The organism is Sphingobium sp. CFD-2, assembly GCF_024611135.1.
GTDB classification, from domain to species: domain Bacteria; phylum Pseudomonadota; class Alphaproteobacteria; order Sphingomonadales; family Sphingomonadaceae; genus Sphingobium; species Sphingobium fuliginis.
This window is the reverse complement of sequence record NZ_CP084405.1, coordinates 490,379-511,510: the sequence shown is the minus strand read 5'-3', so window position 1 is coordinate 511,510 and position 21,132 is coordinate 490,379. Positions and strand designations below refer to the sequence as shown.

Below are 21,132 nucleotides of genomic sequence, written 5' to 3'. Positions count from 1 at the left end.
GAATTCTCAACTGGAAGGGAGCACCGGAACAACATGAACTATGCCATCCGTGAACCCGTACAGCAACGCAGCCGCGAGGTCGTCGCACGCATCCTGCAGGTAACGCGAGATCTGCTGCGACAAATGCCGATCAGCCAGTTGACGATGAATCGCGTCGCGGACGGCGCCGAGATATCCGTTGCTTCCATCTACCGCTATTATGCTAACAAGAGCGATCTGATCCGCGCGGTACAAAATCAATTCCTGACCGATATTGCAGATACGGTCATTGCCGCGATCGACCAGTCCGAGCCCAAGGTGGAGGCGTTGGTCAGCGCTGTGGTTGGTGCCTATGATGAAGCGATTGCCGGGCGAGCCATGGAGTTCGTGGATTTCTTGCTCGATTCAGGTCCTGACCCGGAATTGTGGCGTCGTGGCGGAGAGGTCATGCGCGAGCAATTTGAAGCGTTCGTATCCGGACTGGAAAAGGACCGCGACAGAATAGCGCATCAGGACATTCGCCTGGCGACCGGCATAGCTTTGGAAATCATTCTCGGCCTGTTCCGGAATTATGCGCGACACCATAGTCATCTGTCAGCCGAAGTAGGCTTGCCCCAACGGAGCCGGGCAGATGTCGTGAAGCACGCTCGCTGCGCTGCCTTGAGCTATCTTCTCTATCCGTGTGACGTCTCTTCGACCTCGTGAGCGACGCCTTTATTGGACGCGCCTTCTTCGAAACAGACTTGAATCGAAGAAATTGCGTCCAATCCGCCACAGGCAAAACGGAACAAATGATCGACAATCGCTGCCGGAGCGATCCGACGCAGTTCCCTCCCCAATGTCGGCGAGCCCCTACCCGCGATCAGAAGTGTCGCGCAAGGCGCAGCCACACTCACCAGACAGCATAACAGTCTCGGGTCCTCAACCGGAATGCGGGTGATATCTGCGAGAATCTGAAGCACTATCCCTAGCTTGGGGGGCAACTCCTGCTCGTCGAGTACCGCAAGATGGGGAGACGGTGAAAGCAGCTCTCGCGCGAGCACCTCCGAACTCCAATGCGCTGCACCCGAAAAGCGCCGCGCAATCATTCCGATGAGCATATGCAGCTTTTCACGTGCCGGGATGTTGGATCGATAGATATCGACCAGATCCTCCAAGCCGATGAAGCGTCGGTGCGCTTCCACCACGACGGCCCGGTAGAGGCCATCGCGGCTTCCAAAATAATAGTTGATCGACGCCAGATCCACGCCGGCATGTTCGGCAATCGCCTTATTTTTGGTTTCGGCATAACCCTGCGCACCGTAGAGTTGTCCAGCGCTTTCGAGAATGCGCGCCCGTGTGGCATTGCCGTCCGCCCGAGGGCTGCGGCCGGTCTGACCAGTCTGCATGCTCCCTCCCCTAGATTAAATGGCGCCGAGTTGAAATATAAATTGAAATCAGCCTAGCCAAGGTCGAGAGTCCCCCCTCCCCTTGAGAGCTGTTCGCGCAATTCGCGCTTCAATACCTTTCCACTCGCATTTTTCGGCAATGCATCCAGGAAAAAGAAGCGCTTCGGCCGCTTATACGCCGCTAACCGCTCTCGGCAATAAGCGTCAAGCATCGCATCGTCCACTTCCGCACCACGCTTTCGCACGACGACCGCTACGACCGCCTCGACCCAATAGGGGTCAGGCAATCCGAGAACAGCAACCTCGGCGACCGCCGGATGATGGAAAAGCTCCTCTTCGACCTCGCGACTCGCGACATTCTCACCGCCCGATTTGATCATGTCCTTCTTACGATCGACGATATAGAGGAAACCATCCCCATCCAGCCGGCCAAGGTCGCCGCTATGGAACCAGCCATCACGGAACACCTCCGCAGTCTTTTCCTCGTCATTGAGATAGCCGAGCATCGCATGGGGGCTGCGATGGACAATTTCCCCCACCTCACCGGGCGCCACGTCGGATCCATCATCGTCGACCACACGCGTCTCGACATTGAGACACGGCTTGCCTGCCGAACCGACGCGCGTCATCTGATGTTCGGGTTTCAGCACTGTGGCGAGCGGTGACATTTCGGTCTGTCCGTAAAAGTTCCAGAGCCTCAGGCTGGGGAGCCGCTCCGTCAGTTCCTCAATTATCGCTGTCGGCATGATCGACGCGCCATAATAGCCCTTGGCCAACGTGCTCAGGTCACGCCGGTCGAAATCGGGATGCCGCAACAGCGAAATCCAGACCGTCGGCGGCGCGAAAAATTTGTTGATCCGTTCCGCCTCGATCGTGGCGAGGATGATGGCCGGTTCGGGCGCGCGGAGCAACACACTGGTCGCTCCAAGATAGAGGTCCACGCTCAAAAAACAGTCAAGCTGCGCGCAATGATATAATGGCAAGCAGTGCAGTTCGACATCGCCGGCGCTCATCTCCCCGTCAATGATGCAACTCGCATAATGGGACATCAGCGCACGCGAATTGAGCAGTGCGCCTTTGGGTCGGGACTCAGTCCCGCTGGTATACATAATCTGGACAGGATCACCCTCATCGCGGTCTGGCCGCGGCTCCTCCGCATCAGGGAAGTCGAACAGCTTGTCACCATCGATCCAGCCGGGGGGAGGCGCAACACCGAGATGCCGGAGACATGCCCGTGCGATCCCTTGTCCGCCAATCTGCACCAGCGCTTCCTCCGCGGTCGCGCACAGCGCGTCTTCGGCTAGGATGAAGCGGCTGTCCGAATGGCGGAGTATGTAGCCGACCTCCGATGGGCCGAGCATGAAGTTGACCGGTACGAACACCGCCCCGGCCCGGATGATCGCGAACCGCAGCAGCACATAGGCGCGATTGTTGTGCGAGAAGATCGCTACCTTGTCGCCCGGCCGAATTCCGGCTGCGCGCAAACCGTTCGCCGCTCGGTTGACGAGCACGTTCAGTTCCGCAAATGTGTCGCGTCGGCCTTCGTAGACTAGGGCTAGGCGGTCGGGGTTACGCAGCGCTTGAAGGCGTAGGATGTCGCTCAAAATCCTGCGCCGCGCCGCATCTCCGTGCGAGGATGATCGAACCGCAGGATCGGGCATGAAGGAACCTCCTTGATCTGACCAATCGCGCACGGCTTGTTTTATTCATCCTGCCGATTGGGAACGCCCCTTCGCCTTCAAATCGGCGCAAAGACTTCCGCCAGCAACATCGCCATTTCCTGCCACGACCGGCGATCCGCCTTGGCATCATAGCGCGCAAGTTCCGGCTTGCCGAGTTTAGCGGCATCTTTCTGCGTATAGCTATGTACCACGCCGCCATAGAGCATCATTTGCCAGTCGATCCCCGCCTGAGTTAGCTGTCGTTCGAGCGCAAGCCGTTGTTCAGGTGGCGCTGCGGGGTCGTCCGCGCCGATCAGCGCCATCAACTGAGCATCGTTGGGAAGAGTCTCGGGCGCAATCGTGAATTGCAAGCCGCAATGGAACCCGACCGCCGCCTTCAGCCCCACTCCGTCGAGTGCGAGTTGCAGCGCCATCGTGCCGCCTATGCAAAAGCCTACTGCCGCGACGCGGGCCGGGTCCACATCGGCTTCGTTGACCAGAGCGCGCAGCGGCTCATGAGTCCGTGCGCGAAATCCCCCGGGCGCGCGCAGTGGGGCGAGCACATCGCGACTTTCATCAGACGACAGAATCTTCCGATTGCCATGTAGATCACAAGCAAGAGCCACATAGCCCAGTTCGGACGCAATCCGTTCTGCAAAGTCCATCGCGTGGTCGCCAAGGCCAAAAGCTTCTGGAAATACAAGTACAGCAGGACATTTTTCTTCAGCGGGAGGCCGATAGATACTCCCTCGCATCTCCAACCCGTCTGCTGTGTATCGAAGCTCTTCTGTCCGCATCGAGATCATCCCTGTCAACCTGCCGGTAAGTTCACCGGCAATCTTAACGCCTAACTGCACTTTTCCACGAAATATTACAAGGGATTGGCGAAGATGGATTCCCGCTTGGGGAGCTCGCCCGCCAGATATTGCCGCTCGAACTCCTTGTTCTCGCCGACATAGCTGGAGATCATCTTCTTCACCTGCCGCGTCCGCAGCAATTTCCCCAGCCCCTCGCCGTCGATCCCAGCATTCTTGGAAGCGATCGTCAGATCCTTGACGCCGCTGTCGCGGATCGCGTCGATCAGCCGCTCGGGAATGCCGCATAGGCCGAAGCCGCCCGCGCACAAATGCATCCCGTCAAAAAGCAGCCCTTCGAGCGCGGACGATGCGTCGGAATATAGCTTCTTCATGCGAGAGGTTCCGCCCGTTCCAAAATCTTGCGTGCCTGAAGCAGATGCGGCGCGTCGATCATCCTGCCCTCCAGCGTCAGCACTCCGGCATCCGGTGCTGCCGCGAAAGCTGTGACTATTGCCGTCGCTTCGGCGATTTGCGCGGCGCTGGGAGTGAAAGCCGCGTTGATGATTGGCACCTGCGCCGGATGCAGTGCCATCATTCCTGTAAAGCCATCGCGCGCGCCGCGCTCCGCATAGGCCGAAAGGCCAGCTTCGTCTTTTATCGCAGGATAGACCGTCTCGATAGCTGAAACACGCGCCGCATGAGCTGCAAAAAGAGTCAGCGCCCGCGCGATCTCGTAAGGTTGCGTATACGCGCCATCGGCGAGACGACTAGAAGCCGCTCCAATGGCGGCGGGCAAATCCTCGGCACCCCAGGTTACGCCCGCCAGCCGATCAGCGACCGTACGATAGCTGCCTAACTCGAATAGCGCAGCCGGCGTTTCGGTTGCGATGGGCAGTATAGGCACGACAGGGTCAGCCAGCAGATCAACCAGCGCCGCTATGCTCGCTGCGCCTTCCGCCTTAGGCAGCACAATTCCTTCCGGCATTTCACCGGCGATTGCCGCGAGGTCAGCGACGACATGTTTGCTATCGAGCGGATTGATCCGCACAAAGGTCGTAACCGGCCGCTCGCTCGCAAGCCAATCGGCGACAGCGGTACGCGCGGCATCCTTGCGGTCAAGCGCCACCGAATCTTCCAGATCGAGAATGATTGCGTCCGCGCCGCTGCCTGCAGCTTTGGCGAAACGTTCCGGCCGGTCGCCCGGCACGAACAGCAAGGACCGCAGCCTCACGCGCCGCTGCCCTTAATCAGCGCCATGCGTAGACACTGGCAGACGATCTCGCCTCGTTGATTGAGCAAACGGTGTGCGAAGGTGACGATGCCGGCTCCAGGACGCGATTTGCTAGGTTTAAGCTCTATAATCTCGCTTTCGGCGCGCAGAGTGTCGCCTAGAAAGACGGGTTTGGGCATGACCAGCTTGTCGTAGCCAAGGTTGGCGACCAGCGTGCCAAGCGTTGTATCGCCGACGCTGAGACCGATCATCAGCGCAAAGGTGAAGGTGCCATTGACGAGGATCTGCCCGAACTCGCTGGCTTTGGCCGCCTCGGCGTCGATGTGCAGCGGTTGCGGATTATGGGTCATGGTCGAAAAGAGGAGATTGTCGGTCTCCGTCACGGTACGGCGAATCTCGTGGACCAGAGTCTCGCCGATCTGCCACTGATCAAAGAACTTGCCAGCCATCAACCTCCCTCCACCAGATTTATCTTCGCCAGTAATGCGCCTTCGCTGACCTGCCCGCCCTCGCTGGCATTGAGTTCAGCGATCACACCATCGAATGGCGCGACCAGGCTGTGCTCCATTTTCATCGCTTCAAGCGTCAGCAGCTTCTGGCCTTTGGTCACGCTCTCGCCTGCGCTGACCGATACCGCGATGATGCGACCCGGCATGGGAGAAAGGATGGCGCCGTCCGACGCAGCGCCACCGGTGCCGCCCACCGCGCGAAAGGGCGCGAGCCGCCAAACCTGTCCGCTTTCGGCGACAAGTATGTCGGCCTGGGGGGCATCGCCGCTCTCGCGAGGATCATAGACAATCGAGACCGCTTCGCTGTCCAGCAAGAAGGCGGCCGAAGACTTGACCGGGGCATTGAGGCGGAAGCCGGCCAGACCGCCGCCTCGACTTAGCGCTATGGCCGCGTCCGCCAACGCCGCGTCGCTTGGACGCGTTGGCGGCATCAGCGCATCGCCCTCGCGCGCGATCAGACCGGTGTCGAGCCGGGCGGCGGCGAAGTCGGGATGGGTCAGCGCCTTGACCAGAAAGCCCGCATTGGTCTTCAGTGGCCACACCGCGCTGTCGTTCAGCGCCTCGGCCAGACGTCCGCGTGCAGCATCACGAGTCGGGCCGTGGGCGATGACCTTCGCGATCATCGGGTCGTAGAACGGCGAGATTTCCGCACCTTGCTCGACGCCGGTGTCGATGCGCAGACCCGGCAGGTCGCCGCCCAGTTCAAAGGTGTCAAGCATTCCGATCGAGGGCAGGAAACCTTTGGCGGGATCCTCGGCATAGAGGCGCGTTTCCATCGCCCAGCCGTTGATGCTGAGATCTTCCTGCTTCAATGGGATGGGCTCTCCGCTCGCCACGCGAAGCTGCCATTCGACCAAATCCTGCCCGGTGATCTCTTCCGTCACCGGATGCTCGACCTGGAGGCGCGTGTTCATTTCCATAAACCAGATACGGTCGGCGCGCAGGCCCTCCGATCCGTCGGCGATGAACTCGATCGTGCCGGCGCCGACATAGTCGACCGCTTTCGCCGCGTTGACCGCCGCCTGACAGACGGCGGCGCGGGTCGCTTCGTCCATGCCGGGCGCGGGCGCTTCCTCGATCACCTTCTGGTGGCGGCGCTGGAGCGAGCAGTCGCGTTCGAACAGATGGACGACATTGCCGTGGCTGTCGCCGAACACCTGCACTTCGATATGGCGCGGGTTGGTTACCCATTTTTCTAGCAGCACGACATCGTTGCCGAAGCTTGAGATCGCCTCGCGCTGGCAGGAGAGGAGCGCGTCAGCGAAGTCCGCCGCATCGTCCACCTTGCGCATGCCCTTGCCGCCGCCGCCCGCGACCGCCTTGATGAGAACGGGATAGCCGATCCGGTCGGCCTCAGCCTTGAGGCGCTCAGGCGACTGGTCGTCGCCCAGATAGCCGGGTGTGGTGGGGACGCCGGCGTCGTTCATCAGCTTCTTGGCCGCGTCCTTCAGGCCCATGGCGGTGATGCTGGCGGGGTTGGGGCCGACCCAGATGAGGCCCGCATCCTGCACCGCCTGCGCGAACTCGGCATTTTCAGAGAGGAAGCCATAGCCGGGGTGGATCGCCTCTGCGTCCGTCGTTTTCGCGGCGGCGATGATTTTTTCGCCGACGAGATAGGATTCGCGCACCGGAGACGGCCCGATATGGACGGCTTCGTCGGCGGAGCGGACATGGAGGGCATTCGCGTCTGCATCCGAATAGACGGCGACTGTGCGGATGCCGAGCCGGCGTGCGGTGCGGATGACTCGGCAGGCGATCTCGCCGCGGTTGGCAATGAGGAGAGACTGGATCATCGTCATCACATCCTGAAAATGCCGAACTGCGCCCGATCGGCGATTGGCGCGTTCAACGTCGCGGCGAAGGCGAGACCCAGCACATCCCGCGTCTGCGCCGGATCGATGATGCCGTCGTCCCACAACCGGGCGGTGGCGTAATAGGGATTGCCTTCGTCTTCATATTTCTGGCGGATCGGGGCCTTGAAGCCTTCAGCTTCCTCCGGAGTCCACTTCGCCGCATCGCGGTGCACAGTCGCCAGCACGCTGGCCGCCTGTTCTCCGCCCATCACGGAAATCCGGGCGTTGGGCCATGTGAAGAGGAAACGAGGCTGATAGGCACGGCCGCACATGCCATAATTGCCTGCGCCGAAACTGCCGCCGATCAGGACCGTGATCTTGGGCACCTGTGCCGTGGCGACCGCCGTCACGAGCTTGGCGCCATGCTTGGCGATCCCTTCCGCCTCATATTTCCCGCCGACCATAAAGCCGGAGATATTCTGCAGAAAGAGCAAGGGCACGCGGCGCTGACAGGCGAGTTCGATAAAGTGGGCACCCTTCTGCGCGCTTTCACTGAACAGCACGCCGTTATTCGCCAGGATCGCGACTGGCATGCCCCAGATATGCGCGAAGCCGCAAACGAGCGTGGTGCCATACAGAGCTTTGAACTCATGAAATTCGCTGCCGTCAACGATGCGGGCGATGACCTCGCGCACATCGTAGGGTGCGCGGACATCTTGGGGAATGATGCCGTAGAGGTCTTCTGGGTCGAACTTCGGCGGAAGCGGATCGCGCAAGTTGACGTCAGGTTCAAGGTCAGGCTGCAGAGTCGAAACGATGTCGCGCACGATGGTCAGCGCATGACCGTCACTCTCCGCGACATGATCGACGACGCCCGACTTGCGGCCATGCAGATCGCCACCGCCCAGATCTTCAGCACTGATGACCTCGCCAGTCGCCGCCTGTACCAGCGGCGGGCCGGCGAGGAAAATGGTCCCTTGGTTGCGCACGATGATCGTCTCGTCCGACATTGCTGGAACATAGGCTCCACCCGCTGTGCAGCTGCCCATCACGCAAGCAATTTGCGGGATGCCGCGAGCACTCATGTTTGCCTGGTTATAGAAAATCCGGCCGAAATGTTCGCGGTCCGGGAAGACCTCTGCCTGGTTAGGCAGGTTCGCGCCACCGCTGTCGACAAGATAGATGCAAGGCAGACGGTTCTCCATCGCGATCTCCTGCGCGCGCAGATGCTTCTTGACCGTCATCGGGAAGTAGGTGCCGCCCTTCACCGTGGCGTCGTTGCAGGCGATCATCACCTGCCGGCCCGACACGCGGCCGATACCGGCGATGATACCGGCGCCAGGCACTTCGTCGCCGTAGAGGCTGTTTGCGACAAGCTGGCCGACTTCGAGGAAAGGGGAACCTGGATCGAGCAACCGCTCCACACGGTCACGAGGTAGCAGCTTGCCGCGAGCGACATGCTTGTCGCGCGCACTGGCGGAACCGCCTTGCCCGGCGGCTGCAACTTTCTCCCTCAGTTCTTCAGCGAGAGCACGGTTATGCGCCGTGTTGGCGCGGAAGGTCTCACTGTCCTGCGAGAGTTTCGTGTCGAGAATGGGCGCGCTCATGCTCCAATCAACTCCCGACCAATCAGCATCCTGCGGATCTCATTAGTGCCTGCCCCAATATCGAGCAGCTTTGCGTCTCGCATATAGCGCTCGACTGGCCAGTCTTTGGTATAGCCCGCACCACCCAGCGCCTGCACCGCCTCCAAGGCGACTTTCATCGCATTCTCGCTCGCCAGCAAGATCGCGCCCGCCGCGTCAAAGCGCGTCGTCTTGCCCGCGTCGCACGCACGCGCGACGGCATAAACGTAAGCGCGTGCCGAATTCAGCGCGACGTACATGTCTGCGATTTTCGCCTGCATCAATTGAAATGCGCCAATCGGCTTACCGAACTGCTTTCTCTCGCGGACATAAGGTAGAACCGTGTCGAGACAGGCCTGCATGATGCCAAGCTGGATGCCGGAGAGCACCGTGCGCTCATAATCGAGGCCCGACATCAGTACGGCAACGCCGCCGTTGAGCGGGCCCATGACATTCTCCTCGGGAACCTCGCAATCATCGAAGACCAGCTCGGCCGTAGGGCTGCCACGCATTCCTACCTTGTCGATTTTCTGACCGATGGAAAAACCCTTGAAATCCTTCTCGATCAGGAATGTCGTTATGCCCTTAGACCCCTCGCCGGTCTTGGCGTAGACAACCAGAGTATCCGCATAAGGCGCGTTGGTGATCCAGAATTTCGTGCCGTTGAGGATGTAGCGGTCGCCCTTTTTTTCCGCCTTCAGTTTCATCGAAACGACGTCTGATCCAGCCCCTGCCTCAGACATGGCGAGCGAGCCGACATGCTCGCCTGAAACCAACTTGGGAAGATACTTCGACTTCTGTTCCGGCGTGGCCCATCGGTGGATCTGGTTGACGCAGAGGTTCGAATGCGCACCGTAGGAAAGGCCGATCGAAGCCGATGCCCGCGCAACTTCTTCCTGAGCAACGACATGTTCCAGATAGCCGAGACCCAAGCCGCCAAACTCATCATCGACGGTAATGCCATGCAATCCCAGAGCCCCCATCTCCGGCCACAATTCGCGAGGAAACCAGTCCTTTTCGTCGATCTCAGCAGCCAGCGGGGCGATCCGGTCAGAAGCAAAGCGTGCTGTGCTCTCGCGGATCATGTCGGAGTTTTCGCCGAGCGCGAAATCGAAATCGGGCGTCATTCGCCTCTCCTTGATGCTTTACTGCCGCCGCTCTATCACGCTCATTGCCGTTTGAAAAATTGACTACACCGCAATCATATAATAGATCCTATCTATGATAGAGCGCTATCTGATCCACTATTTTCTCGCCGTCATGGACCAAGGCAATTTCTCGCGCGCGGCCCAACAATGTCGCGTGTCCCAACCTACCCTCTCGGTAGGGATCGCTAAGCTCGAGGGGCTTGTAGGCCACAGCTTGTTTCATCGAACCAACAGGAGAGTTGAGCTCACGAGATTCGGCGTGACGTTCGCCACCCATGCCCGGCGCATCGAAGCAGAATTCGCCATGGCGGCGCAAGCGATGGCGGCTGACAAGAGAAATAGGCTCATCCGAATAGGAGTCATCTCCTCGCTTCCGTCAACCTGGCTGGAGGCTGCCACTCGCGAGGCGTCGCTCGTCGAGGGCGAACGGGTTGAGATCCTGGAAGGTCGCATGCGCGAGTTGGTGCCTCGGCTCGAACGAGGTCGCATCGACGTGATAGTCGGACTGTTGGGAAATGAGGTTCAGGCGCGCGATATTCTGTTCGAAGAAGGTTATGCTCTGGCACTACCGGCTTTCCATCCGCTCGCACATCGCAAGATGCTCGAGCCTGAAGAGGTCGCCGACGCAGAGATGATCGTCCGCAGAAATTGCGAATCCTTGTCCGATGTCAGCCGCTTTTTCACGCAACGGGGTGTGCGCCCCTTTTTTTCCGCTCGCACAACCAATGACGATCGCGCAATCAGCTTCGTGAGGGCCGGGCTTGGCATCACAGTAATGCCACGCTGCTTCGCGCAACCAGGCATCGTCATGCCTGCTCTATCCGGCTTCGATCAAAGGCGTCGGGTCGGTATTGTTATCGACCCCCGAGCGAAGGGCCGCATTGACAGTAGTCAAAGCTTTCAGCGCCTCACCACCACCATACGTAGCACAGCCCTTGCTATAAGTTAAAGCCGGAGCGTTGTAACGCTGAAGAAGCGCAGATTTCCACTCGCGCGGAGAGGCGTTTGTCCAGAACAATTGGACACCTCGAAGAACCGTCTGATTTCGGGATGATGGGGTCGTGAAGGCTCACGAGCGGAGTATGAGCCTTGGCTTCGGTGCTTGATCCGCTGATTTTTGTAGGGGGGGCGCCTGCGCAGGCCGTCTTTGGCGTCACGCGGGCGCAATTCGCCCCTCGAGCCAGGCCAGGCGCTGGAAATTATAGACGAGGTTGGCCATGCCGATCTTGATCCTGGCGCGAGCAATGCCGATGGTGCGGACGACGAGGCCCATGCGGTGCTTTTGCCCGGCAAAGACATGCTCGACCGCAGCACGGACCTTTGACCGCTTGGCATTGGCCCTGGCTATCCGTTCGGGCAGGGGCCGCCTCGGCAGGCGCTTCTGGTGGATATTGCTGGTGAACATGCCCCTGGCGAGGAATGCCTCATTCTTCTTCGATCGATAGGCGGTATCGGCCCAAACGCCCGAGGCGGTGTTCTCCTTGCTGATCAGATCGGGCAGTCGCGCGCCATCATGGGCATTGGCGGCGCTCGCATCCCAGGTGCGGATCAACCCATGGGCCCGATCGATGCCAATATGGTTTTTATACCCAAACATCGGAATGGCCAGATCGACCGGCTTTGCCGCCTTGGGATCGGCGCCTTCCTCGACCTTGGCCTTGGTATATTTGATCGACCAGCGTGCATCGCGGTCTTTCTGCCGGGCCTTGGCTGGCTTCCAGCCCTTGGGGATACGGCCTTCCTTGATCGCCGTCTTCTCCTCCTGGGTGTTGCGCTGCTTGGGGGCGGGCACGACCGTGGCGTCGATGATCTGCCCGCCCATGGCCAGATATCCCCGATCCTTGAGCGCGGCATCGAAGTGGGCAAAGAGCCTGTCGATCGCCCCGGCCTTCACCAGACGCTCCCGGAACAGCCATACGGTCGTCGCATCGGGCACGGTGCCATCCAGGCCAAGCCCCAGAAAGCGCTGGAACGAGAGGCGATCTTTGATCTGGAACTCGGTCGCTTCGTCCGAAAGCGAGTAGAGCGCCTGCAGCACGAGGATCTTGAACATGAGGACCGGGTCAAACGGCGGGCGGCCACCCTTGCCGCGAGGACTACGGCGCAGCGCCGCTACCAGCCGTCCCCGGAAAACCTCGAAGTCCACGACTGCCGCCAGACGCTCCAGCGGGTCACCCGCCGCGCTCAACGCCTCATATCGGTCCGAAAGATCCAAGAAACCCGGCTGCCCTGCCATCATCGCCTCCGCTATCGCGCAAAGGCAGGGAATCACTTCACCCCGTCAAACGCCACGAGTTTTTCGAGGTGTCCAATTTAGAGAGGCATCACCCTTCCATAAGATCCACGATGGAAAAGCAATGGCGTTCCTGGATGATGAACGCCCAGTGCATGCACGTCACCCAACACAATATGATGATCTCCAGCATCATGGACGGCATGAATGCTGCAGTCGATCCAAACTAGAGCCCCATCCACTATTGGAGAACCCAGCGCTGAAAGATGATGCGGAACGCCGTCGAATTTATTCGGGTCCTTAGATGCTAGTATTCTGCATAGCCCCTCTTGTGCGTCGCCCAAAACATTCACGCAAAAGCGACCAACTGCTTTGATCTTAGGCCAGCTTGAGGAGCCTTTATCAGGGAAGAAAGCAACCAGTGGAGGATCGAGCGATACAGAGGTGAAGGATCCCACAATCATCGCTGCAGGCATTCCATTCGACTGCATGGCGGTTATAGCACAGACGCCAGTCGGATAATGACCGAGAATTTTTCGAAAATGTGAAGCATCGATGTCGATTGTCATTTTTGATTATTCTTTCACAATAAGATTTTTATAGTTTCCACAAGCCAAATATCCCAGCCTTCTTGCGAAAATTCTCGCCAGATTTCAGATGATGAAAGCCCCCGCGTTTCAGGGATGAGGGTTCCGGCGCAACTATCCTGACCGCGCGCAACGATAGCGTCCATACCCAACCTTCGTAAGCAATCCCTCATCGCATGTCAACGGCGGAGTAAAAGTCGGCCATTGGGCGGCGCAAAATCAGGCCGGGTGATCCGTGTGCTGGCGAGCGCCGCGAGGGCGTAGCCCGAGTGGGGGTCGCCAACACACGGATGGTCTTTTCTGTCAGGGGTTGGAGCGTGCCTTGCGCGCCTGGCTTTGGGCCAGACGATAGCTCTCTCCGTTCATCTCGAGTATGGAGACGTGGTGGGTAAGCCGGTCGAGGAGCGCGCCTGTCAGGCGCTCGGAGCCGAACGTTTCGGTCCACTCGTCGAACGGCAAGTTGCTGGTGATCAGCGTCGAGCCGCGCTCGTAACGCTGCGAGATCAGCTCGAACAGCAGTTCCGCGCCGGTTTTCGAGAGCGGCACGAACCCCAGTTCATCGATGATGAGGAGCTTGTATCCGGCCATTTGCTTGTGGAGGCGCAGAAGGCGGCGTTCGTCGCGTGCCTCCATCATCGCGCTGACCAGCGCGGACGCGGTGGTGAAGCCGACCGTCAGGCCCTTCTGGCAGGCGGCAAGGCCGAGGCCGATCGCCACATGGGTCTTGCCGGTTCCCGAGGGACCAAGGGCTATGACGTTCTCGCGGCGGTTGATCCAGTCGCAGCGTGCCAGTTCCAGCACCTGCATCTTGTTGAGCTTGGGGATCGCGGCAAAGTCGAAGCTGTCGAGGCTCTTGGCGGCCGGGAACTTCGCAGCCTTGATCCGGCGCTCGACCATCCGGCGTTCCCGGTCGATCAGCTCCAGTTCGACAAGCCGGGCAAGGTAGCGGACGTGATCTGCGCCCTCGGCCGCGCATCGCCGGGCCAGCTTGTCATGCTCGCGCAGGAAGGTTGGTAGCTTGAGCGTCTTGAGGTGGCTGGCCAGTAACAGCTCGGGGGACGGACTGCTCATGCCGCATCCTTCGCATCGCCCGAGAGCAACTGCATGTAGGAGCGCGCCGATGTCGTCTCCACCCTGGCTCTGGGCAGATAGGGATAGATCGCCATGTCCAATCGGGGTGGTCGGCGCTCCACCCGGCACAGCAGGAGATGCTTCACGGCATCAAAGCCGATCGCCCCGATATCGAGAGCCTGCTTTACGGCCGCATGCAGATCGGCAAGCGTGAAGCTCTCCAGCAGACGCAGCACCTGCACATACTCGCGCCGACCATGCTTGCCCATACGAGCTTCCATGAGGCGGCGCAGCGTTGCAAACGCTTCGGGCAGGTGCCAGCCTTGCAGGGGCGCTGCCTGATCGAGCGCATTGATCTTCTGTTCGATCAGGGGAAGGTAATGGATGGGATCGAAGATCACGTCCTCGCGCTCGTAGCTGCGCACATGACGGGCAATGACCTCGCCCCGGCAGCCGATCACCACCTCGCCGACATAGCCCCGGATCCATACCTCCTGATGGCCGAAGCGCACCGGCACCGAGTAATCATTGGTCCGGTAACGCACCAGCGCCTGCGACGAGACCTGGCCGCTGGTCTGGTCACAAGCCTCGAACGGGGCAGCCGGCAGTTCCTGCATCGCCGCCAGATCGCGCTTCAGCCTCTCGCCGATCGTCTCGCTCTCGCCCCGCAGCCGGTCGTTCTGACGCTTGCGGCATTGCTCCTCGAGCCACAGGTTGAACGCCTCCCACGTCGCGAACCGGGGGATCGGCACCATGAAGTTGCGGCGAGCATAACCGACCAGCCCTTCAACACTGCCTTTGTCGTTCCCCCTGCCGGGACGGCCGTAACGATCGCGGATCAGGTAATGCGACAGGAAGCCGCTGAACAGCCGGGCGCGCTGCCTCGTGCCGTCGGGCAGGATCTTCGAGACCAGGCAGCGGTCGTTATCGTAGACGATCGACAGCGGCACCGCGCCGAAAAACGCGAAGGCGTGCACGTGGCCGTCCATCCATGCCTCGGCAACGGCAGCGGGATAGGCGCGCACGTAGCAGGCGTCGCTGTGCGGTAGATCGAGCACGAAGAAATGCGCCTTCTGCACAACACCGCCGATCTCGACCATGGCCTCACCAAAATCTGCCTGGGCATGGCCGGGCGCATGCGCCAGCGGCACGAACATCTCCCGGCTGCGCTGCTCGCGCTGTCGGATGTAATCCTTGATGATCGTGTAGCCGCCGGTGAAACCGTGCTCTTCGCGAAGGCGGTCAAATACCCGCTTCGCCGTATGACGCTGCTTGCGCGGAACCTGACGGTCACCATCAAGCCATGCATCGATGATCGGAACGAACGCTTCCAGCTTGGGCCGCCGCACCGCCGCCGTCCGGCGGTAACCGGGGGGCTCCGAATACGACAGCATCTTGCGGACCGTGTCGCGCGATACGTTGAAATGCTTCGCCGCCTCACGCTGGCTCATGCCGCCCGCGCAAGCAAGACGCACCTTCAGGTAAAGATCCACGGTATATATCTCCACGCCCTCCCTGCTCGCGCAAAGAAGGCAAAGTGGACGACTTTTACGCCGCCCGCAGCAGCACTTCGCCGCCGCCACCGTGGTCTAATTTTGCACCGCCGTTCTCACATTAACCTGTCGGAAGGTCATATCCGACATGGGATCGCGCCCAATATTGCTGTATCGGCACCCTAACCTATTTCGCTATTCTGAGACCACCCTGTGCTGCTCAATGCAGCGGCCCAAAAGGCTTCCCCAATGGGATTGTGCGCACCTCGGCGGCGCAAGAGGGAGAATGGCACATCTCTCGACGCCTTTATTGGAATCCGCATCGCTGAAGGAAGCTCGACGGGACCGCAATCAAAATCGAAGAAGGCAGCAAGTGCATCATCATCATTCATCTCGTTTGGCGGGCCTTCCGCCATCTCCGGCACTTCGACAAGTATAATGCCCTCACATTTCAGCGGCTTGTAGAGGGCATCCCAAAGAGCGGGATTCAGGCTTCTCGTGAACACCTGGATTCGTTTTCCTACCAGATCGGCCGGAACGATAAGATCATGCTTTGCCAGAGCATGTGACCGAGCCACCGTAATGGCGATGCCAAATCGCCTCAACTCGAGCCCTTCAAATTCGCTTTTGTCGAAGTCTCCCATCATGAAGCTCAGGTCGATGATGCCTTGACGCAATTTCTCCAGTAGCACGAGGCTCCAACCGGTTTCCAATTCAATCCGGGCATTCGGCGTTGTTGCAGCAAACTGCTCCAGCGTCGCCCGCCTCTCATCGATCATCTTCGTGTAAGGAGCGGCCCCAACCCGCAGGAGACGCGCCGTTTCCCCCTTCAGACGCAACGCGAGCGCATTGGCCGCCTCCATCGCCGCACCCACCAATTTGGCCGTCCCGAAAAATTCGGAGCCTTTATCCGTCAAGTCGATCCGGCGCGTGGTTCTCACGAAGAGCGGGAAGCCCAGATGCGCCTCGAGCTTGCGAATTCGGGTAGAGAGCCAGGGTTGAGCCATCCGCAGTCGGTTCGCCGCCTTCGCAAAGGATCGTTCTTCGGCGACCGTCGCGAACTCAATGATCAATCGCGGGTCGATCCGCATCAGGCTCCTCCAGACATCACCATGTGGGTTTCACCGGATGTATATATGATTTTCGTCATAATGGCAGTGTGATTTCGGCTTGGATTTTGGCTCGGACAACTGCGATTGTCACCGAGAAGATTTGAGATGACCGCATGCGCTGCGAGAGATACGAATAGAAAATATAAAAACTAATGATTATAAGTAATTTACTCCAATGATCTGAAATGTACAAATTATACTATAATAATTATAAAAATTATCGATGATTATTTTAGATGTCTAGCAAGGACATTTACTACATCCGCGAACTCTGAGTTTATGAAGGTAACTCAATGCCCCTTAATGAAACCCAGTCCTCAATAAGGGACGCCGTAAGACTGTTCGCGCAGGAGATGATCCGCCCCCATAGCGCGCGATTCGAATCGGATCACGGCTTTCCGCCCGCTCTGTTCGAACAGATGGGCGGTCTCGGCCTGTGGGGCATGACCGCGCCGGAGGTCTTTGGCGGTGCAGAGGCGGACTCGCTATCCTATGCTCTGGCCCTCATAGAACTGGCGGCGGCGGACGGCGCTCTCTCGACCATCGTGTCGATCCAGAACAGCATCATCGTTGGCGGCCTGCTGAAAGACGGCAATGATGCGCAGAAGCAACGTTTCCTGCCCGATCTGATCGCCGGCCGCACCATCGGCGCCTTCGCGTTGACAGAAGCCGATGCCGGGTCGGACGCGTCTGCGGTGCGGACGCGGGCGGTGAAGGTCAATTGCGGCTGGCGGTTGAATGGCGCGAAGCAGTTCATCACCTCGGGCAAGATCGCCGGCCTTGCGATGGTGATCGCCGTGACCGATCCCGAAGCCGGGAAGAAGGGGCTGTCGGCCTTCCTCGTTCCCACGGACCGGCCCGGCTATATCGTCGACAAGGTCGAACATAAAATGGGGCAGGGGGCGTCGGATACCTGCGCACTGCGCTTCGACGATCTGTTCGTGGAAGATGATCTGCTGCTCGGCCAGCCGGGTCAGGGCTACCGCATTGCGCTCGCCAATCTGGAAACGGGACGGATCGGCATCGCCGCGCAATGTGTCGGCATGGCGCAGGCGGCGCTGGAGATTGCGGTCGGCTATGCCAAGGATCGCCGCTCCATGGGCAAGGCGATCATCGATCATCAGGCGGTGGGGTTCCGGCTCGCCGATCTTGCCACCCGGCTGGAGGCCGCGCGCCAACTGGTCCTTTCCGCCGCCGCGCTGCGTGATGCGGGTCAGCCCGCGCTGACGCAGGCGTCCATGGCCAAACTCTTCGCCTCCGAAACCGCCGAGGCGGTGGTATCCGGCGCCATGCAGACGCTGGGCGGCTATGGCTATCTGGAAGAATTCGGTATCGCCAAAATCTACCGCGATGTGCGCGTCTGCCAGATTTACGAAGGCACATCAGACATCCAGCGCATGGTCATCGCGCGCAGTCTTTGAAGGAAACAGCATCATGCAGGACCCGATCGTCATTGCGGGCTATGCCCGGACCCCCATGGGTGGTTTTCAGGGCGCCTTGTCGGCGCTGAAGGCGACAGACCTCGGCGCGGCGGCCGTGAAAGCTGCGGTCGAGCGCGCGAAACTTTCTCCCGACGTCATCGACCGCATCTATATGGGGTGCGTCCTGCCGGCCGGGCTGGGGCAGGCGCCCGCGCGGCAGGCGGCGCTTGGCGCGGGCCTTGGCCGCAATACGGAGGCAACGACCGTCAACAAGATGTGCGGGTCGGGCATGCAGGCCGCCATCATGGCCTATGAGGCGCTGGCCGCCGGCACCGCTGATGTGATCGTGGCGGGCGGCATGGAAAGCATGACCAACGCGCCCTATGTCTTGCCCAAGCATCGGTCAGGTGCGCGCATCGGCCATGACCGGATCATCGACACGATGATGATGGACGGGCTGGAGGATGCCTATGAACCCGGCAAGGCGATGGGCGTCTTTGCCGAGGAGGCGGTGCGCGACTATCAATTCTCCCGCGCCGATCAGGACGATTACGCCATCCGGTCCCTGACCCGCGCCAATGAAGCGATCGCGAGCGGCGCCTTCGCCCGCGAGATCGCGCCCGTCACCGTATCGGGCCGGGGCGGCGATACGATCATCGACACCGACGAACAGCCCGGCAAGGCACGCCCGGACAAGATTCCGTCGCTGAAACCCGCCTTCGTCAAGGACGGCACGATCACAGCTGCGAATGCCTCCTCCATTTCGGATGGCGCGGCCGCTTTGGTGATGACCCGTCAGAGCGTTGCGGAAAAGCTGGGTCTGCCGGTCGTGGCCAAGGTGGTCGCCACCGCTGGCCATGCCCATGAGCCGGCCAAATTCGCCACCGCGCCCGTCCCCGCCATGCGCAAGGCGCTAGAGAGGGCCGGCTGGTCCGTGGACGATGTCGACCTGTTCGAAGTCAATGAAGCCTTTGCCGTGGTGGCAATGATCGCGGCGAAGGAACTGGGCATCCCCGCAGAAAAGCTGAACGTCAATGGCGGGGCGACCGCGCTGGGCCACCCCATCGGCGCGTCGGGCGCGCGAATATTGGCCACGCTGATTGCGGCGCTGGAAAATCGCAGCCTCAGCCGCGGCGTCGCGAGCCTTTGCATCGGCGGCGGCGAAGCAACGGCCATGGCGGTCGAACTGGTCTGACAGGGAGAGGGAAGACACCGGTAACAAAGGGGTAGCCGCCATTGTTACGGGCGGTGCATCGGGTCTGGGCAAGGCCACGACGAAGATGCTGGCGGCGGCGGGCGCGAAGATCACGATCTTCGACCTGAACGAAGAAACGGGCAAGGCAGCGGCGGTCGAAATCGGTGGCGCCTTCGTCAGCGTCAATGTGTCGGACGATGCCAGCGTCACCGCCGGTCTGGACGCGGCGGGAAAGGCGCATGGCGTTGCCCGTCGCATGCGATCTTGACCAATGCAGGATGCGCGTGATGATGATCGCGCCGGGCATCCTCCTGCCCCCCATGCTGGAGCCTTTTCCGCAAAGTGTTAAGGATGCACTGGCCACGAAGGTCCCGCCCCCCAGCCGCCTCGGCAAGCCCGCCGAATCTGCGCAGCCGGTCGAGACCATCGTTCGCACCCCGTTGCTGAACGGAGAGCTCATCCGTCAGGGCGCTGCCATTGCATAACGCACAGATGATCTGGGTTGTTTTGTAGCAGCTCTGACCTGGTGAGCCTAGACTATGACGGATTCTACAGCAGCATTACCATCTTCGCTCGAAAACCCAATAGCAAGGCGCGCAAAAGCCCTTCCCGCCTCCGCGCGCGCCTATGTCATGCTGCAGGCAGCAAGAGCTCACCATTCTTCATGAAGAATTTCTTCAGGACCTCGTCGCCCAACGGCGCGACGCGATCATAGAATTTCTGCATCGAGTGGGCCTGCCCCTCGCCGTGCGGATAATCACTGGAATAGCAATACACATCCTGCAGGTGGGGATAACGGACGATCCATTCCTCCACCGGTTCATTCAGCAGCACGCCAACCCGCACGTTACGTGCGATATATTCGGAGGGCTTGAGCGAAAGATCCGTCTTGAAATCGGGGATCGGACGAGGATTGAGCGCCTGCATGCTGTCGAGTGCGGCATCAAGCCGGTCGGCTAGCGGTCCGATCCAGAAGCCACCGGATTCAATCGCTCCAAAGCGCAGGTTGGGATGACGTTCGAACACGCCACCCATGATCATCACGCCGAGCAGATTTTCTTCAGCCCGCTGCAAACCTAGATGAACCGGGAAGTTGCCCGGCAGCCGCGCGCGACCCCACACTTCGCCGGGGCGGAATCCCGCCGCCGATGGCGGATGAACAACAAGCGAAACATTGGAGTCAGCCAAAAGCTGATAAAATGGGTCGAGCAGCGGGTCTGCCGGCGATAGGCCGGCGGGAGGCAGACCGCTCGACATCAGCACCGAGCGAACACCCTTCCGGATAAGCTTTTCGGTGCGCGCTACCAGCCCCTCAGGCGTCAGCCCCGGAACGCCGCTTGCCAGGATGCCCACGATCCGAAGTCGATCAGGATAGCGCGACGTATGATGGCCGGCCCATTCATTGTAGTCGTCGACGGCATCCTGCGCCATTTGCATCTGCTCAGGCGTCGCCTTGGGCATTGCGGCATAGCCACCACCATGTGCCTCGCAAAAGGCGAAGAGGCCGAAACCAGGGAAGATGAGCTGCCGCCTGATGCCCATGACGTCCATCACGTCAGGCCGGCGATCCATGTCGATCGCGCCAGGTGCCGATGGTCCCTTGGTCTCCCACACGACGCCTTGCGTGACCGCCATCACATCCTCGACCTCGACCGCAAGATTGTTGGGGTCATCCTTGTAGCGTTCGGCCGCATCATCCCAAAATGCCTTGAATTCCTTCAGAAGTTTCCCGGCACGTGCTCCAAAAACCTGTTCATAGCGGGTAGTGGGCACCATTTCATGGGAATCAAGATCGAGCACATTACCGCGAATTTCATCCAATGTGATCGTCATGCTCTGCTCCTCCTCTTCTGCATCGGTTCGAGTTTCAGAATTACCAAGGCCGCACG

Annotated in this window: 18 protein-coding genes and 2 pseudogenes; 5 read left to right on the top strand and 15 right to left on the bottom strand. The window is 60.1% G+C overall.

Annotation, left to right across the window (positions count from 1 at the left end):
* The first annotated feature begins 33 nt into the window (after positions 1-33).
* A complete protein-coding gene (locus LDB29_RS02425) occupies positions 34-684 on the top strand; it encodes a TetR/AcrR family transcriptional regulator (RefSeq protein ID WP_257556022.1) in 651 nt (216 codons plus the stop codon).
* Here the strand turns inward: LDB29_RS02425 and LDB29_RS02420 are convergent.
* The 9 genes and pseudogenes from LDB29_RS02420 to LDB29_RS02380 form a co-directional block, all read right to left on the bottom strand.
* A complete protein-coding gene (locus tag LDB29_RS02420) occupies positions 654-1,367 on the bottom strand; it encodes a TetR/AcrR family transcriptional regulator (RefSeq protein ID WP_257556020.1) in 714 nt (237 codons plus the stop codon). The genes LDB29_RS02425 and LDB29_RS02420 overlap by 31 nt on opposite strands.
* Before the next feature lie 53 nt (positions 1,368-1,420).
* Positions 1,421-3,028: a fatty acyl-CoA synthetase gene (locus LDB29_RS02415; RefSeq protein ID WP_257556018.1), complete on the bottom strand. Its 1,608-nt coding sequence runs from the start codon at positions 3,026-3,028 to the stop codon at positions 1,421-1,423.
* A gap of 77 nt (positions 3,029-3,105) precedes the next feature.
* Complete coding sequence (locus LDB29_RS02410) at positions 3,106-3,825, bottom strand: dienelactone hydrolase family protein (protein WP_257556017.1); 720 nt, start codon at positions 3,823-3,825, stop codon at positions 3,106-3,108.
* 110 nt (positions 3,826-3,935) lie between these two features.
* Positions 3,936-4,217 (bottom strand): annotated as a pseudogene (locus tag LDB29_RS02405) (CoA transferase subunit A); the annotation flags it as partial.
* The gene (locus LDB29_RS02400) at positions 4,214-5,056 is read right to left on the bottom strand and encodes a CoA ester lyase (protein ID WP_257556015.1); all 843 of its coding nucleotides are present in this window, start codon (positions 5,054-5,056) and stop codon (positions 4,214-4,216) included. The pseudogene LDB29_RS02405 and the gene LDB29_RS02400, both read right to left, overlap by 4 nt.
* A complete protein-coding gene (locus LDB29_RS02395; RefSeq protein WP_257556013.1) occupies positions 5,053-5,505 on the bottom strand; it encodes a MaoC family dehydratase in 453 nt (150 codons plus the stop codon). Before LDB29_RS02395 ends, LDB29_RS02400 begins: the two co-directional genes overlap by 4 nt.
* Positions 5,505-7,358, bottom strand: coding sequence for an acetyl/propionyl/methylcrotonyl-CoA carboxylase subunit alpha (locus LDB29_RS02390; RefSeq protein WP_257556011.1), 1,854 nt, complete (start codon positions 7,356-7,358; stop codon positions 5,505-5,507). The genes LDB29_RS02395 and LDB29_RS02390 overlap by 1 nt, the downstream gene beginning before the upstream one ends.
* A gap of 5 nt (positions 7,359-7,363) precedes the next feature.
* Positions 7,364-8,965, bottom strand: coding sequence for a carboxyl transferase domain-containing protein (locus LDB29_RS02385; RefSeq protein WP_257556009.1), 1,602 nt, complete (start codon positions 8,963-8,965; stop codon positions 7,364-7,366).
* Entirely contained in the window at positions 8,962-10,110 is a 1,149-nt protein-coding gene (locus LDB29_RS02380; RefSeq protein ID WP_257556007.1) for an isovaleryl-CoA dehydrogenase, read from the bottom strand. Before LDB29_RS02380 ends, LDB29_RS02385 begins: the two co-directional genes overlap by 4 nt.
* 94 nt (positions 10,111-10,204) lie before the next feature.
* Here LDB29_RS02380 and LDB29_RS02375 point away from each other — a divergent pair, with 94 nt between their 5' ends.
* Positions 10,205-11,080 (top strand): LysR family transcriptional regulator, encoded by an 876-nt coding sequence (locus LDB29_RS02375; protein ID WP_257556005.1) that lies wholly within the window; start codon positions 10,205-10,207, stop codon positions 11,078-11,080.
* 204 nt (positions 11,081-11,284) lie between these two features.
* Here LDB29_RS02375 and LDB29_RS02370 read toward each other — a convergent pair whose 3' ends face one another.
* The 5 genes from LDB29_RS02370 to LDB29_RS02350 all read right to left on the bottom strand — a co-directional run bounded on the left by LDB29_RS02370 (position 11,285) and on the right by LDB29_RS02350 (position 16,606).
* Positions 11,285-12,367 carry an IS5 family transposase gene (locus tag LDB29_RS02370; protein WP_257556003.1) on the bottom strand — a complete coding sequence of 361 codons (1,083 nt, stop codon included), beginning with the start codon at positions 12,365-12,367 and terminating at the stop codon, positions 11,285-11,287.
* A gap of 77 nt (positions 12,368-12,444) precedes the next feature.
* Positions 12,445-12,933, bottom strand: a complete 489-nt coding sequence (locus LDB29_RS02365) for a flavin reductase family protein (protein WP_257556001.1) — start codon at positions 12,931-12,933, stop codon at positions 12,445-12,447.
* A gap of 321 nt (positions 12,934-13,254) precedes the next feature.
* Positions 13,255-14,022, bottom strand: coding sequence for an IS21-like element helper ATPase IstB (gene istB, locus LDB29_RS02360; RefSeq protein WP_054944222.1), 768 nt, complete (start codon positions 14,020-14,022; stop codon positions 13,255-13,257).
* Positions 14,019-15,515, bottom strand: coding sequence for an IS21 family transposase (gene istA / locus LDB29_RS02355; protein WP_082430708.1), 1,497 nt, complete (start codon positions 15,513-15,515; stop codon positions 14,019-14,021). Before istA ends, istB begins: the two co-directional genes overlap by 4 nt.
* 182 nt (positions 15,516-15,697) lie before the next feature.
* Entirely contained in the window at positions 15,698-16,606 is a 909-nt protein-coding gene (locus LDB29_RS02350; protein ID WP_257555999.1) for a LysR family transcriptional regulator, read from the bottom strand.
* A gap of 314 nt (positions 16,607-16,920) precedes the next feature.
* Here LDB29_RS02350 and LDB29_RS02345 point away from each other — a divergent pair, with 314 nt between their 5' ends.
* The 3 genes and pseudogenes from LDB29_RS02345 (at position 16,921) to LDB29_RS02335 (ending at position 19,728) form a co-directional block, all read left to right on the top strand.
* The gene (locus LDB29_RS02345) at positions 16,921-18,048 is read left to right on the top strand and encodes an acyl-CoA dehydrogenase family protein (protein WP_257555997.1); all 1,128 of its coding nucleotides are present in this window, start codon (positions 16,921-16,923) and stop codon (positions 18,046-18,048) included.
* Positions 18,049-18,058: 10 nt separating this feature from the next.
* Positions 18,059-19,243, top strand: coding sequence for an acetyl-CoA C-acyltransferase (locus LDB29_RS02340; protein WP_257557084.1), 1,185 nt, complete (start codon positions 18,059-18,061; stop codon positions 19,241-19,243).
* Between the two features lie 40 nt (positions 19,244-19,283).
* Positions 19,284-19,728, top strand: a pseudogene (locus LDB29_RS02335) (SDR family NAD(P)-dependent oxidoreductase).
* Positions 19,729-19,873: 145 nt separating this feature from the next.
* Here the strand turns inward: LDB29_RS02335 and LDB29_RS02330 are convergent.
* Positions 19,874-21,076, bottom strand: a complete 1,203-nt coding sequence (locus LDB29_RS02330) for an amidohydrolase family protein (protein ID WP_257555995.1) — start codon at positions 21,074-21,076, stop codon at positions 19,874-19,876.
* Between the last annotated feature and the right edge of the window lie 56 nt (positions 21,077-21,132).